Here is a 13,081-nt window from a genome sequence, read left to right as displayed (position 1 = left end):
AAAACCGACAATCTTTGGAGCGTGACGGCCTCAATGCCAATTGACGCAAATCCGGCTGTGGACGACCTGGGTGATCCGTCCGTGCTGACGGAAAGCATCAGCAGCCGGAATCGGTTCGCGCTGCCGGGAATCGCGCTGGTGGCATGCGCCTTTGTCAGCGCCCTGGTGTCCTTCGCCATCCTGCTCGGGCTGACCCCGGTCATTCCCGACGATGCGGTGGTGCTGTCGGCCGTCGGCGTCAATCTGGTCTTCGTGCTGGGGCTGCTCACACTGGTGTTCCTGGAATTCCGGCGCTTGCACAATGCGCGCAAGCGCGGCAAGGCCGCCGCCCGGCTGCACATCCGCATCGTGGCGCTGTTCTCGATCGTCGCCATCATGCCGGCCATTCTCGTCGCCATCGTCGCCTCCGTGACGCTCGATGTCGGGCTGGACCGCTGGTTCTCGCTTCGCACCAAGGCCATCGTCAATTCGTCGCTCTCGGTGGCCGAGGCCTATGTGCTGGAGAATGCCCGCTTCCTGCAGGGCCAGACCGTGTCGATGGCGAACGATCTCGACAACGCCCGCACCCTCTACAGCCTCGACCGCACGGGGTTCACCAACTTCCTCACCCGGCAGGCGGTCGGCCGCGGCCTGCTCGGCGCATTCCTGGTGCGGGCCGACGGCAGCGTGATCCTCAATGCGGACATTCCCACCGAACGGCCGCTGCCGGCGATTCCCGCCGACGCGCTCCGGGATGCCTCCAACGGCAAGCCGACTCTGATTCCGCCCGGCGTCACCAATCTGGTCGGTGCGGTGATCCCGCTGCAGGACATCCCGAATGCCTTTCTCTACACGGTCCGCGTGGTCGATCCCGAGGTGATGCGGTCGATGCGGCTGATGGAGGATGCGACCAAGGAGTACCAGACGCTGGAGCAGGGGCGGGCGCCGCTGCAGCTCGCCTTCGGGATTCTCTACATAGGGTTCGCGCTGATCGTGCTGCTTGCAGCCATCTGGACCGCCATCGCGGTCGCCGACCGGCTCGTGCGTCCGATCAGGATCCTGATCAACGCGTCGGACCGGGTGGCGCAGGGCAACCTTGATATCGCAGTCCCCGTGCATGCGTCGGACGGCGACGTCGGGTCGCTCGCCAAGACCTTCAACAACATGATCGTCCAGATCCGCACCCAGCGTGACGAAATCCTGTCGGCGAAGGACCAGATCGACGACCGACGCCGCTTCACCGAGGCGGTGCTCTCGGGCGTGTCCGCCGGGGTGGTCGGTATAGACCACCACGCCCGGGTCACCATTGCCAACCGCTCCGCCTCCGCCATCCTGACCGACGCCGCGCAGGAGATCATCGGCGAACCGTTCTGCGAGATTGCGCCGGAATTCACCACCGTCATCGCCGAGGCAGCAATGCGCCCGCGCAGCGACACACGCTCGCAGATCATTCTCAAGCGCGGCGGCAAGGAGCGGACGCTCGACGTCAAGGTCACGCGCGAGGAGACCCATGACGGGCACGAATCCTTCGTCGTCACCATCGACGACATCACCGACCTGCTGATCGCCCAGCGCTCGACGGCCTGGGCCGACGTGGCCCGCCGCATCGCCCACGAGATCAAGAATCCGCTCACGCCGATCCAGCTCTCCGCCGAGCGGATCCGGCGCCGCTACGGCAAGCAGATTCCCGACAACGACCGCGAAGTCTTCGACCAGTGCACCGACACCATCATCCGCCAGGTCGAGGACATCGGCCGCATGGTCGACGAATTCTCCTCCTTTGCCCGCGTGCCCAAGCCCGTGAAGGTGCGCTGCGACCTGCGCGACATCCTGAAGGATGCGGTCTTCCTGCGCGAGGTCGGGCGACAGGACATCGAGTTCGTGCGCGAATTCGGTGAGACGCCGCTGGAAGGCCACTACGATCCGCGCATGCTCGGCCAGGCGTTCGGCAACCTGATCAAGAACGCCACCGAAGCCATCGATTCGGTAACGCCCGGCGACGACCGCGACGGCAAGCGGATCACCATCAGGGCAGGGGCGTCGCCGGACGGACACGACCATGTCATCGACATCATCGACAACGGCCGCGGTCTGCCGGCGGAGAACCGTCACAGGCTGCTCGAGCCCTACATGACCATGCGCGAGAAGGGCACCGGACTGGGACTGGCCATCGTCAAGAAGATCATCGACGACCACGGCGGCGTCCTGCAACTGCGCGACGCGCCGGCCGACATTGACGGCGGCCGTGGCGCCATGATCAGCGTCAGGCTGCCGTTGCAGCCTGTCGAGAATTCGACCGAAAACCTGGAAGCGAAGGAGCCGGTCAATGGCATCTGATATTCTCGTCGTCGACGACGAAAAGGACATCCGCGACATCATCTCCGGCATCCTCTCGGATGAAGGCCATGAAACGCGCACCGCCCATGACAGCGACAGCGCGCTGCAGGCAATCTCCGATCGCGTGCCGCGGCTGGTCTTCCTCGACATCTGGATGCAGGGCAGCCGCCTTGACGGTCTCGCCCTGCTCGATGAGATCAAGTCGCGATACCCGGAACTGCCGGTGGTGATGATATCCGGCCACGGCAACATCGAGACCGCCGTCTCGGCCATACGCCGCGGCGCCTACGACTTCATCGAGAAGCCGTTCAAGGCGGACCGGCTGGTGCTGATCGCCGAGCGGGCGCTGGAAACCTCCAACCTCAAGCGCGAGGTCAGCGACCTGAAGCGCCGCTCCGGCGATCCGGTCGAACTCATCGGGACATCGGTCGCCGTGTCGCAGCTCAAGCAGGTCATCGAGAAGGTGGCGCCGACCAACAGCCGGGTGATGATCCTCGGTCCATCCGGCTGCGGCAAGGAACTCGTGGCGCGGCTGATCCACCGCAAGAGCAGTCGGGCCGGAGGTCCGTTCGTGGTGCTCAATGCGGCAGCCATCACGCCCGAGCGCATGGAAGTCGCCCTGTTCGGCACCGAGAGCACATCGAGCCATGAGCGCAAGGTCGGCGCGCTCGAGGAGGCGCATGGCGGCATCCTCTATCTCGACGAGGTGGCAGACATGCCGCGCGGCACCCAGAGCAAGATTCTCAGGGTGCTCGTCGACCAGCAGTTCGAGAGGGTCGGCGGGACCAAGCGGGTCAAGGTGGATGTCCGCATCATCTCGTCGACGGCGATAAACCTGGAGGATCTGATCTCGGCGGGCGACTTCCGCGAGGATCTCTACCACCGGCTGGCGGTGGTGCCGGTCAAGGTGCCGTCGCTGATGGAGCGGCGCGAGGACATTCCGTTCCTGGTCGACACCTTCATGCGCCAGATTTCCGAGCAGGCCGGCATCCGCAACCGCCGCATCGGGGAGGACGCGCTCGCCGTCATCCAGGCCCACACCTGGCCCGGAAACATCCGCCAGCTTCGCAACTACATGGAACGGCTGATGATTCTCGCCCGCACCGACGGTCCTGATTCGATCATCAGCGCCGACATGCTGCCCGATGACGTTTCCGACATGCTGCCCAAGACCGGTGCCGGAGATTCCAATCTGATCATGACCATCCCGCTGCGCGAGGCGCGGGAAATGTTCGAGCGCGATTATCTGATTGCCCAGATCAACCGGTTCGGCGGCAACATCTCGAGGACGGCCGAATTTGTCGGCATGGAACGCTCCGCTTTGCATCGCAAATTGAAATCGCTCGGCGTATAAGCGCCTGACGCACTCAAGGGGACGGGGCAGCCATGCCGCCGCCCCAGGCCGGGGACAGGGATGAAAGTCATTATTTGCGGCGCAGGCCGCGTCGGTTACGGGATCGCCGAGAAGCTGGCTGCCGAGGAGAACGATGTGTCGGTGATCGACACTTCGGCGGTGCTGGTGCAGGGCATCCGCGACACGCTCGATGTCCGCGGCTATGTCGGCCACGGCGCCCAACCGGACGTGCTGGCCGCCGCCGGTGCCGAACAGGCCGACATGATCATCGCCGTCACGCTCTATGACGAGGTCAACATGGTCGCCTGCCAGGTGGCCCATTCGCTGTTCAACGTCCCCACCAAGATCGCCCGCATCCGCGCCCAGTCCTATCTCAGACCGCACTGGGCCGACCTGTTCTCGCGCGACCACATGCCCATCGACGTCATCATTTCGCCCGAGGTCGAGGTCGGCGAGATGGTGCTGCGCCGCATCGCGCTGCCGGGCGCGACCGACGTGGTCCGCTTTGCCGACGACAAGGTGGCGATGGTGGCCATCGAATGCCTGGAAGACTGTCCGGTGGTCAACACGCCGCTCGAGCAACTGAGCGAGCTGTTCCCCGACCTGATGGCCACAGTGGTCGGCATCTGGCGCGACGAGAAGCTGTTCGTGCCGCATTCCTCCGACCAGCTGTCCACCGGGGACCTCGCCTATGTGATCTGCGAACACGACCATGTGCGCCGGACGCTGAGCCTGTTCGGCCATGAGGAGCAGGAGGCCGGCCGCATCGTCATCGCCGGCGGCGGCAATATCGGCTATTATGTCGCCAGCGTCATCGAGGAACGGCAACCGCGCACCCGGGTCAAGATCATCGAGAACCACCGCGGCAGGGCTGTCGAGATCGCAGACTCGCTCAAGCGCACGGTCATCATCAACGGCTCGTCTCTCGACCAGGACATCCTCGTCGAGGCCGATATCCAGGATGCGGACCTGATGGTCGCGCTGACCAATGACGACCAGGTCAACATCCTCTCCTCGGTCATGGCCAAGCGCCTGGGATGCAAGGCCAATCTGGTGCTGATCAACAATCCGTCCTATCAGAGCTTCACCAAGACCATGGGCATCGACGCCCACATCAATCCGCGTGCGGTGACCATTTCGCGGATTCTCCAGCATGTCCGCCGGGGTCGCATCCGCTCGGTCTACAGCGTGCAGAAGGGGGCCGCGGAAGTCATCGAGGCCGAGGCGCTGGAAACCTCGCCGCTGGTCGGAAAGCCGCTGCGCGAACTCGACCTGCCGAAGGGGGTGCGCATCGGCGCCGTCTATCGCGACAAGCAGGTGCTGCGGCCGGACGGCGACACCCGGATCAAGGCCAAGGACCGGGTGGTGATGTTCGCCTCGCTCGACGCCGTGCGCCATGTCGAGCAGATGTTCCGCGTCAGCCTCGAATTCTTCTGACCGGGCGAGTGCCGCCGCGTCCCACCGGACCGGACGGCCTGCCTGTCTGTGAGGGCATGCATTTGCACAAACGCAATTGCCTGTTTACAATTGCAGAAATGAGTGGTCAGCTATTTCCGATCCCGGATAGGCGACGAGAATCGCGGCGCCGGCAGCCGGAATCAAATTCCATCCGATGGTTGTCGTTGCGATAGGCCGAGATGCCTGTTAGGGATGGTTTGCGACGTGTGTCCTGGCGACTTTCGCGTCAGGTGAATGGCAACGTGTCCCGTTTGACGGGCAATAAGAAGACGGAAAGACAGGCGCAATGGCGGAGCGTTCACAGAATTTGCAGGACCTGTTTCTGAACACGGTTCGCAAGCAGAAGATATCCTTGACCATCTTTCTGATCAACGGCGTCAAACTGACCGGCGTCGTCACCTCGTTTGACAATTTCTGCGTGCTGCTGCGCCGCGATGGCCATTCCCAGCTTGTCTACAAGCATGCGATTTCGACCATCATGCCGAGCCAGCCCGTGCAGATGTTCGAAAACGAGGACGCGCCGAGCGCGGAATAACAGGACAACGCACATAGAAACCGTACATAGCTCTGGAAATTTCAACGACCCGGATTCCAAGTCCGTCGTCACGCGCGCCATCGTTCTGATTCCGGCCATGCGCACGCGCAATGCCGCGCCGGGAAGCGGCCCGGAGGGCGGCAATGTGGTCAAGCGGCCCGACGCCCACCGCATGGGCGAGGCCATCGGCCTGGCGGGCGCCATCGAGCTCGAGGTCGCAGAGGCGCTGATCGTGCCGATCTCGGCGCCGCGGCCCTCGACCCTGTTCGGCAAGGGCAAGATGCTGGAGATCAAGGCGCTCATCGATGCAAGCGAGTCGGAGCTCGTCATCGTCGACCATCCGCTCACCCCGGTTCAGCAGCGCAATCTGGAGGAACAGTGGAAGGTGAAGGTCATCGACCGCACCGGTCTGATCCTCGAAATCTTCGGCCGCCGCGCCTCCACCAAGGAAGGCGTGCTGCAGGTCGAACTTGCCCATCTCAATTACCAGAAAGGCCGGCTGGTGCGCAGCTGGACCCACCTTGAACGCCAGCGCGGCGGCGGCGGCTTCATGGGCGGTCCCGGCGAAACCCAGATCGAGGCCGACCGGCGCCTGCTGCAGGAACGCATCATCAAGCTCGAGCGCGAGCTCGAGCAGGTCCGCCGCACACGCCAGCTGCACCGCGCCAAGCGCAAGAAGGTGCCGCACCCCATCGTGGCGCTGGTGGGCTACACCAATGCCGGCAAATCGACGCTGTTCAACCGCGTCACCGGCGCCGAGGTGCTGGCCGAGGACATGCTGTTTGCCACGCTCGATCCGACGCTCAGGCGCATGAAGCTGCCGCACGGCAACACGGTGATCCTGTCGGACACGGTGGGATTCATCTCCAACCTGCCGACCCATCTGGTCGCGGCCTTCCGCGCGACGCTCGAAGAGGTGGTGGAAGCCGACCTGATCCTGCATGTGCGCGACATGTCCGACCCGGACCGCGCGTCGCAGGCCGGCGACGTCGAGGCGATCCTGAAGAGCCTCGGGCTGAGCGAAGGCGACGGCCGCAAACTGATCGAGGTCTGGAACAAGATCGACCTGCTGCCCGAGGAGGCGGCGGAGGATCTCAAGGCGAAGGCCGAGAACTCCGAGAACGCCATTGCGGTCTCGTCGGTCACCGGCGAGGGGATCGACGTGCTGCTCACGCGCATCGAGGCGATCGTCTCAGGCAAGCTCATTGCCCGCCAGGTGCGCGTCGGTCCGAGCCAGATGAAGCTCGTGCCGTGGATCTACCAGCGCGGACGCGTCAGCGGACGCGAGGACATGGAAGACGGCTCGGTGATGATCGAGGCGGAATTCACCCACGCCGATTCCGAGGAGCTCGACCGCCGAATGGGCAACGGCCCGAAGCCTGCGGACGACTGGGAAGAGTGAGGGCGGGGACGGGCTGGCGCCGGCCCATTCTCCCCCCTTGCGGGGGAGATGTCGGCGCCAGCCGACAGAGGGGGTAAGCCGCCACGCACGCAGCCCATCGGTCGAGCGGCGGTATGCCCCCCTCTGTCACCTTCGGTGACATCTCCCCCGCAAGGGGGAGAGTGGTGCGCGCGGCAGCTTCAATTTCGGCGTCGCTATTCGTTCATCTTCGCCGCCTGCCACAGCGCTTCCATCTCATCCAGCGTTGCCTCACCGGGCGTCTTGCCCACCTTCACCAGTCCGACCTCGACCTCAGCGAAGCGGCGGCGGAATTTGGTGTTGGTGGCGCGCAGAGCCATTTCAGGGTCGGCCTTGAGGTGACGGGCGAGATTGGCGACGGCGAAGATGACGTCGCCCAATTCCTCTTTGGCGTGGGCGTCGTCGCCGGCGGCGATGGCCTGGCGCAACTCGCCGATCTCCTCCTCGATCTTGTCGAGCACCGGGCCGGCGGCGCCCCAGTCGAAGCCGACGCGGCTGGCCGCCTCCTGCAGCTTCAGCGCCTCCATCAATGCGGGGAAGGCGCGCGGCACGGAATCGAGCTGGCCGGAGGGTTCCGCCGTCGAAAGCCCTCTGGCGGCACGACGCTCGGCGCGCTCGCGCTTCTCCTCCGCCTTGATCAGCGCCCACTGGTGCTTGACCGCTTCCGGCGTATCGGCGTGCGTGCGGGCGAAGACATGCGGATGGCGGCGGATCATCTTGGTGGTGATGGCGTCGACCACGTCGCCGAAGGAGAAGGCGCCTGCCTCCTCCGCCATCCGGGCGTGGAAGACCACCTGCAAGAGCAGGTCGCCTAGCTCGTCGCGGAGGTCGTCGAGGTCGTCGCGCTCGATGGCGTCGGCCACCTCATAGGCCTCCTCGATGGTGTAGGGCTTGATCGAGGCGAAATCCTGCCTGATGTCCCAGGGGCAGCCGGTGTCGGGGTCGCGAAGCGCGGCCATGATTTCGAGAAGGCGGGTGATGTCGCGCGATGGGGTCATGGCCCAAGCCTACTCCGCCGCGACGCGTGCGGCGAGGCGCGGGCGGCCGCCGCGGCGATTGTCCACAGGCTTGTGGAGCGTCACCTGTGACGGAGCAGATCCGGCGGCGGTCTTGCGGATCCGGCCGACATAAACGCAGCGGGCCGGACAGACGATCGCCGACGCCTCAGCTCAGCGGAATGGCGTTGTCCGACTTGCCCGCCTGGTAGATGGCGGAGAGTTCGGAGTAGCGGTCGCGAATGCGGCCGGCCTGCTCGATGAGCGGCGCCGCCTCCGCGTCGGGCAGGGCGGCGATGAGCCCGAACAGGCCCCTGGCGCTCCAGAAGGCGTTGTCGTGGCGGTAGCCGCCGGGCTCCAGCCCGAAGACTTCCTTGAGAATCCTGAGGTCGTGCGGAATGGCAAAACTGTCGCGCGAATCCTCGTGGCTGAAGAAATAGAAGAAATTGTCGAAACCCGCCCAGGTGATCGCCGACATGCACATGGTGCAGGGCTCGTGAGTGGAGAGAAAGATGAGATCCCGCGTGTCGGGGCGATCTTTCTTCTCGTAGAAGCGCTTGAGGGCGTGGACCTCGCCGTGCCAGAGCGGATTTTCCTGTTCGTTGTTGGTTTCGGCCAGCACCAGCGACAGATCCGACTTGTCGAGAATGGCGGCGCCAAACACCTTGTTGCCTTGGCCCACCCCGATTGTGGTCAGCGGCAGGATGTCCTGCTCGATGACGTCGAGGAAACGGGCGGCTTGGCGGGCGTCGGGCTGGGGCACGTTGGGATCCTTCGGTTTTGCTCAAGGTAGTTCCGCGGCCGGCGGCTGTAAATGCGCGCCGGCACAGCCGGGCGGTTCTATCTGTGTAATGGCGCCCCCGCGCAAACTGTTTCCGGATCCCGCCGCCGCCGGTCACCAAGCCGGTTTCACATTCTCCGTTTGCCGCCGCTTTGAGGAAAACAATATCCGACCCGGGCTTTCGGCAAATATCTGTTCCTTCAAAGTTTGCGCCGCAGCCTCGACAATGGCCACCAGACTGGAAAGGCAGGACTCGATGCGACAGCCGACTTCAAAACTGACCACATTTCCTGCCTTTTTCAAGGTCGGGGGGCGCAAGGTCGCTGTGTTCGGCAACGGCGCCGAAGCGGCAGCCAAGGCGCGGCTTGTCGCCAATACCTCGGCCGAGATCCATGTCTATGCCGATCAGCCGGAAGCCGAACTCATCGAAGCTGTTCGCAAGCACGATCTGCTGCTTGTCCGCTCCGCGTTCGCCGACGCGCATCTCGATGATGCGGTGATGGTGTTTGCCGCCACCGGCGACGCCGCGACCGACCGCGCCATCGTGGCGGCGGCGCGCGTGCGCAGGATTCCGGCCAATGCCGTCGACCAGCCCGACGAATGCGATTTCTTCACTCCGGCGCTGGTCAACCGCGCCCCCGTCGCCGTCGCCATCGGCACCGAGGGGGCAGGGCCGGTGCTGGCGCAGATGATCCGCGCCCGCGTCGACCAGATGCTCTCGCCCTCGCTCGGCACGCTGGCATCGCTCGCCGCCAGCTATCGCGGGGCCGTCGACAGGCTGTTGCCGCGCGGAGTCGCCCGGCGCATCTTCTGGCGCCGCTTCTTCGAGGCGGATGTCGCCAGCCACGTCGCCAGCGGCGATCTCACCCAGGCCCGCCGCGCCGCCACCCGCATGCTGCGCGGCCGCGAGCCGGTGCCCGGCCATGTCTGGCTGGTGGGTGCCGGTCCGGGTGCAGAGGACCTGCTGACGCTGCGGGCCCAGCGCGCAATGATGGAAGCCGACGCCATCGTCCATGACGCGCTGGTGACCGAGGAAATCGTCAACATGGGCCGCCGCGACGCCGAACGCTTTGCCGTCGGCAAGCGCAAGGGCTGCCACTCCAAGAGCCAGAAGGAGATTGATGCGCTGCTGGTAAAGCTCGCCGGCGAAGGCAAGCGCGTCGTCCGCCTGAAGTCGGGCGATCCGCTGATCTTCGGCCGCGCCGCCGAGGAAATGTCGGCCCTGCGCGACGCCGGCATCTCGTTCGAGATCGTGCCGGGTATCACCTCTGCCTTTGCCGCCGCCGCCGATTTCCAGCTGCCGCTGACCCTGCGCGGCGTGGCCTCCTCGCTGGTGTTCACCACCGGCCATGACCTGACCGGCGCGACGCTGCCCGACTGGGCGAAGCTTGCCGTCTCCGGCGCCACCATCGCCATCTATATGGGCCGCAGCGTCGCCGCCACCGTCGCCCATCGCCTGATCGAGGCCGGGCTCGGCGTCGAGACCACGGTTGCCGTGGTCGAGAACGCGTCCCGCGACGGGCGCCGCCTGTTCCATGGCACGCTGGCAGACCTGCCGCTGCTTGAGGCCGCCGACGAGCTGACCGGCCCCGTCATGGTGCTGATCGGCGACGCCGTCGCCGATGCCGAACTTGCCCATTCCACCCCGCTTGCGCAGGCCTTTGCCGCCAGGCAGACCATTGCCGCCTGAGGAGTTCGAGATGACAGCCAAAGTACTGACCGCCAACCGCCTCACCGATGGCATTTCCGTCTGGCTGAGCGCCTCCGGCAACTGGGAGACCCGGCTTTCGGAGAGCTTTGTCGCCCGCCATGACGAGGCCGTGGCCGCTCTGGTCGCCGCCGGCGACAAGGCGCTGGCCGACAACCGCGTCGTCGATGTCAATATCATCGATGTCGAGGAGACCGCCACCGGCATCCGCGCCCTTCGCCTGCGCGAGCGCATCCGTGCCGACGGCCCTTCGATCGATTACGCGCCTGCCCATTCTGTTGCGTCCTCCCGGGCGGCTTGAGGTTTCCATGTACCGCTATGATGAATTCGACCATGATTTCGTTCGCGACCGCGTCGCCCAGTTCACCGACCAGGTGGAGCGGCGGCTCAAGGGCGATATTTCCGAGGATGCCTTCAAGCCGCTCCGGCTGATGAACGGCGTCTATCTGCAGTTGCATGCCTACATGCTGCGCGTCGCCGTGCCCTATGGCACGCTGTCGTCGCGGCAGATGCGCAAGCTCGCCCATATCGCGCGCACCTATGACCGCGGCTATGGCCACTTCACCACGCGGCAGAACATCCAGTACAACTGGCCGAAGCTGTCCGACATCCCGGCGATCCTGAGCGAGCTCGCCGAAGTCGAGATGCATGCCATCCAGACCTCGGGCAACTGCATCCGCAATGTGACGGCCGATCATTTCGCAGGCGCCGCCGCCGACGAGGTGGCCGATCCGCGCCCCTACGCCGAGATTCTCAGGCAGTGGTCCTCGGTGCATCCGGAATTCTCCTTCCTGCCGCGCAAGTTCAAGATCGCCATCACCGCGGCCGAGCGCGACCGCGCGGCCATCCAGGTGCACGACATCGGCCTGCAGCTGAAGCGCAACGAGGCCGGCGAGACCGGCTTTGCGGTCTATGTCGGCGGCGGGCAGGGGCGCACCCCGATGGTCGCGAAGCTCCTCAACCCGTTCCTGCCGGAAGAGCATCTGCTGTCCTATGTGACGGCGATCATGCGCGTCTACAATCTGCATGGCCGGCGCGACAACAAGTACAAGGCGCGCATCAAGATCCTGGTTCACGAGACCGGCATCGACAACCTCGCCGCCCAGGTCGAGGCCGAATGGGAGCATCTGCGCGCCGGAGAACTGAAGCTGCCCGACGCTGACATCGCCGCCATCACCAGCTATTTCGCGCCGCCCGAGCTCAGCGACCGCGCCGAGGGCTGGGCGCAGCTCGCCGCCTGGAAGAGGACCGACGAGGAGTTCTCCGGCTGGGTCGGCCGCAATGTCGCGCCGCACCGCCACCCCGACTACGCCATGGTGACGATCTCCTTGAAGCCGATCGGCGGCATTCCCGGCGACGCCTCGGCCGACCAGATGGACGCGGTGGCGGCCCTTGCCGACGAATTCGGCTTCGGGGAGATCCGCGTCACCCATGAGCAGAACCTGGTGCTGCCGCATGTGGCGCTGGCCGATCTCGAGCCGCTGTGGCGCGGGCTCAAGGCAGAGGGGCTGGAGACGGCCAATTCCGGCCTGATCACCGACATCATCGCCTGCCCGGGTCTCGATTATTGCGCGCTGGCCAATGCCCGCTCGATTCCGGTCGCCCAGGAAATCTCCAACCGCTTCGCAGACGCGAGGCGCCAGGAGGAGATCGGCGAACTGAAGATCAAGATCTCCGGCTGCATCAACGCCTGCGGCCACCACCATGTCGGCCATATCGGCATTCTCGGCGTCGAGAAGAAGGGCGCCGAGCTCTACCAGATCACGCTTGGCGGCTCGGCCGACGAGAACACCTCGATCGGGGAGATCATCGGCCGAGGCTTCGAGCCGGAGCGGCTGACCGACGCCATCGAGGTGATCGTCGACACCTATCTCGCCGAGCGCACCGGACGAGAGGAGCCGTTCATCGACTGCTACCGACGTGTGGGCGCAGCCCCGTTCAAGCTGGCGCTTTATGGCGGCAGCGAAGTCGAAGCCGCCTGAGCAAAGGACCATCATGACCCGCATCTGGACCACCTCCGGTTTCCTTGACAACGACCCCTGGGACCTCAGCACCGACGGCAGCGGCGAGGGCGCCAGGGTGCTGTCGCTCGACGAGGCGCTGGAACTCGCCGCCGGCAGCAACGAGCCGATCGCCGTCCGTATCGAACCCGCCGATGACGTGACGCGGCTCGCCCCGGTCGTCGACCGCGTCGTTTTCGTTGCGGTGAATTTCCCGGCCTTCAGCGACGGCCGGGCTTTCTCGCATGCGAGTCTTCTGCGCGATCGGCTTGGCTACACCGGCGAGATCCGCGCCATTGGCGGCGTGCTGCTCGACCAGGTGCCGTTCATGCTGCGCGTCGGCATCGATAGCGTCGCCACCAGCCATGGACCGACCATCGAACGGTTGGCTGAAAACAATCTTCCCGGCATAAAGCTGCATTATCAACCGGCTGCAGCGGAATCCTCACCTGTTGCAGGATATTCGTGGAGGCGCAGATCCGCGCCCTGATCGAGACCATCCACCTCTCCCGGC

Annotated in this window: 11 protein-coding genes; 9 read left to right on the top strand and 2 right to left on the bottom strand. The window is 65.2% G+C overall.

Annotated elements, in window-relative coordinates; all coding sequences use genetic code 11:
• The first annotated feature begins 33 nt into the window (after window positions 1–33).
• From DFR52_RS02860 to hflX, 5 genes are all read left to right on the top strand, one after another.
• A complete protein-coding gene (locus tag DFR52_RS02860; RefSeq protein ID WP_110030391.1) occupies window positions 34–2,316 on the top strand; it encodes a sensor histidine kinase NtrY-like in 2,283 nt (760 codons plus the stop codon).
• Window positions 2,306–3,670, top strand: a complete 1,365-nt coding sequence (ntrX, locus tag DFR52_RS02855) for a nitrogen assimilation response regulator NtrX (protein ID WP_110030390.1) — start codon at window positions 2,306–2,308, stop codon at window positions 3,668–3,670. The genes DFR52_RS02860 and ntrX overlap by 11 nt, the downstream gene beginning before the upstream one ends.
• Window positions 3,671–3,730: 60 nt before the next feature.
• Window positions 3,731–5,107: a Trk system potassium transporter TrkA gene (trkA, locus tag DFR52_RS02850; protein WP_110030389.1), complete on the top strand. Its 1,377-nt coding sequence runs from the start codon at window positions 3,731–3,733 to the stop codon at window positions 5,105–5,107.
• A gap of 307 nt (window positions 5,108–5,414) precedes the next feature.
• The gene (gene hfq / locus DFR52_RS02845) at window positions 5,415–5,663 is read left to right on the top strand and encodes an RNA chaperone Hfq (protein ID WP_110030388.1); all 249 of its coding nucleotides are present in this window, start codon (window positions 5,415–5,417) and stop codon (window positions 5,661–5,663) included.
• 97 nt (window positions 5,664–5,760) lie between these two features.
• Complete coding sequence (gene hflX, locus DFR52_RS02840; protein ID WP_170132208.1) at window positions 5,761–7,065, top strand: GTPase HflX; 1,305 nt, start codon at window positions 5,761–5,763, stop codon at window positions 7,063–7,065.
• A gap of 194 nt (window positions 7,066–7,259) precedes the next feature.
• Here hflX and mazG read toward each other — a convergent pair whose 3' ends face one another.
• Together mazG and DFR52_RS02830 are read right to left on the bottom strand one after the other, a co-directional pair.
• A complete protein-coding gene (mazG, locus tag DFR52_RS02835) occupies window positions 7,260–8,081 on the bottom strand; it encodes a nucleoside triphosphate pyrophosphohydrolase (RefSeq protein WP_110030387.1) in 822 nt (273 codons plus the stop codon).
• Window positions 8,082–8,247: 166 nt separating this feature from the next.
• Complete coding sequence (locus DFR52_RS02830; protein ID WP_110030386.1) at window positions 8,248–8,841, bottom strand: deaminase; 594 nt, start codon at window positions 8,839–8,841, stop codon at window positions 8,248–8,250.
• Between the two features lie 274 nt (window positions 8,842–9,115).
• Here DFR52_RS02830 and cysG point away from each other — a divergent pair, with 274 nt between their 5' ends.
• The 4 genes from cysG to DFR52_RS02810 are packed head-to-tail and all read left to right on the top strand — an operon-like array spanning window position 9,116 to window position 13,057.
• The gene (gene cysG, locus DFR52_RS02825; protein WP_110030385.1) at window positions 9,116–10,549 is read left to right on the top strand and encodes a siroheme synthase CysG; all 1,434 of its coding nucleotides are present in this window, start codon (window positions 9,116–9,118) and stop codon (window positions 10,547–10,549) included.
• A 10-nt stretch (window positions 10,550–10,559) separates the two neighbouring features.
• A complete protein-coding gene (locus tag DFR52_RS02820) occupies window positions 10,560–10,868 on the top strand; it encodes a DUF2849 domain-containing protein (RefSeq protein ID WP_110030384.1) in 309 nt (102 codons plus the stop codon).
• 7 nt (window positions 10,869–10,875) lie between these two features.
• A complete protein-coding gene (locus tag DFR52_RS02815; RefSeq protein WP_110030383.1) occupies window positions 10,876–12,549 on the top strand; it encodes a nitrite/sulfite reductase in 1,674 nt (557 codons plus the stop codon).
• A gap of 13 nt (window positions 12,550–12,562) precedes the next feature.
• A complete protein-coding gene (locus DFR52_RS02810) occupies window positions 12,563–13,057 on the top strand; it encodes a DUF934 domain-containing protein (protein WP_110030382.1) in 495 nt (164 codons plus the stop codon).
• The last annotated feature ends 24 nt before the right edge of the window (window positions 13,058–13,081 follow it).

The sequence above is a fragment of the Hoeflea marina genome (assembly GCF_003182275.1).
Classification (GTDB): domain Bacteria; phylum Pseudomonadota; class Alphaproteobacteria; order Rhizobiales; family Rhizobiaceae; genus Hoeflea; species Hoeflea marina.
The sequence above is the reverse complement of the archived record's forward strand: the minus strand, read 5'-3'. Positions and strand labels throughout refer to the sequence as shown.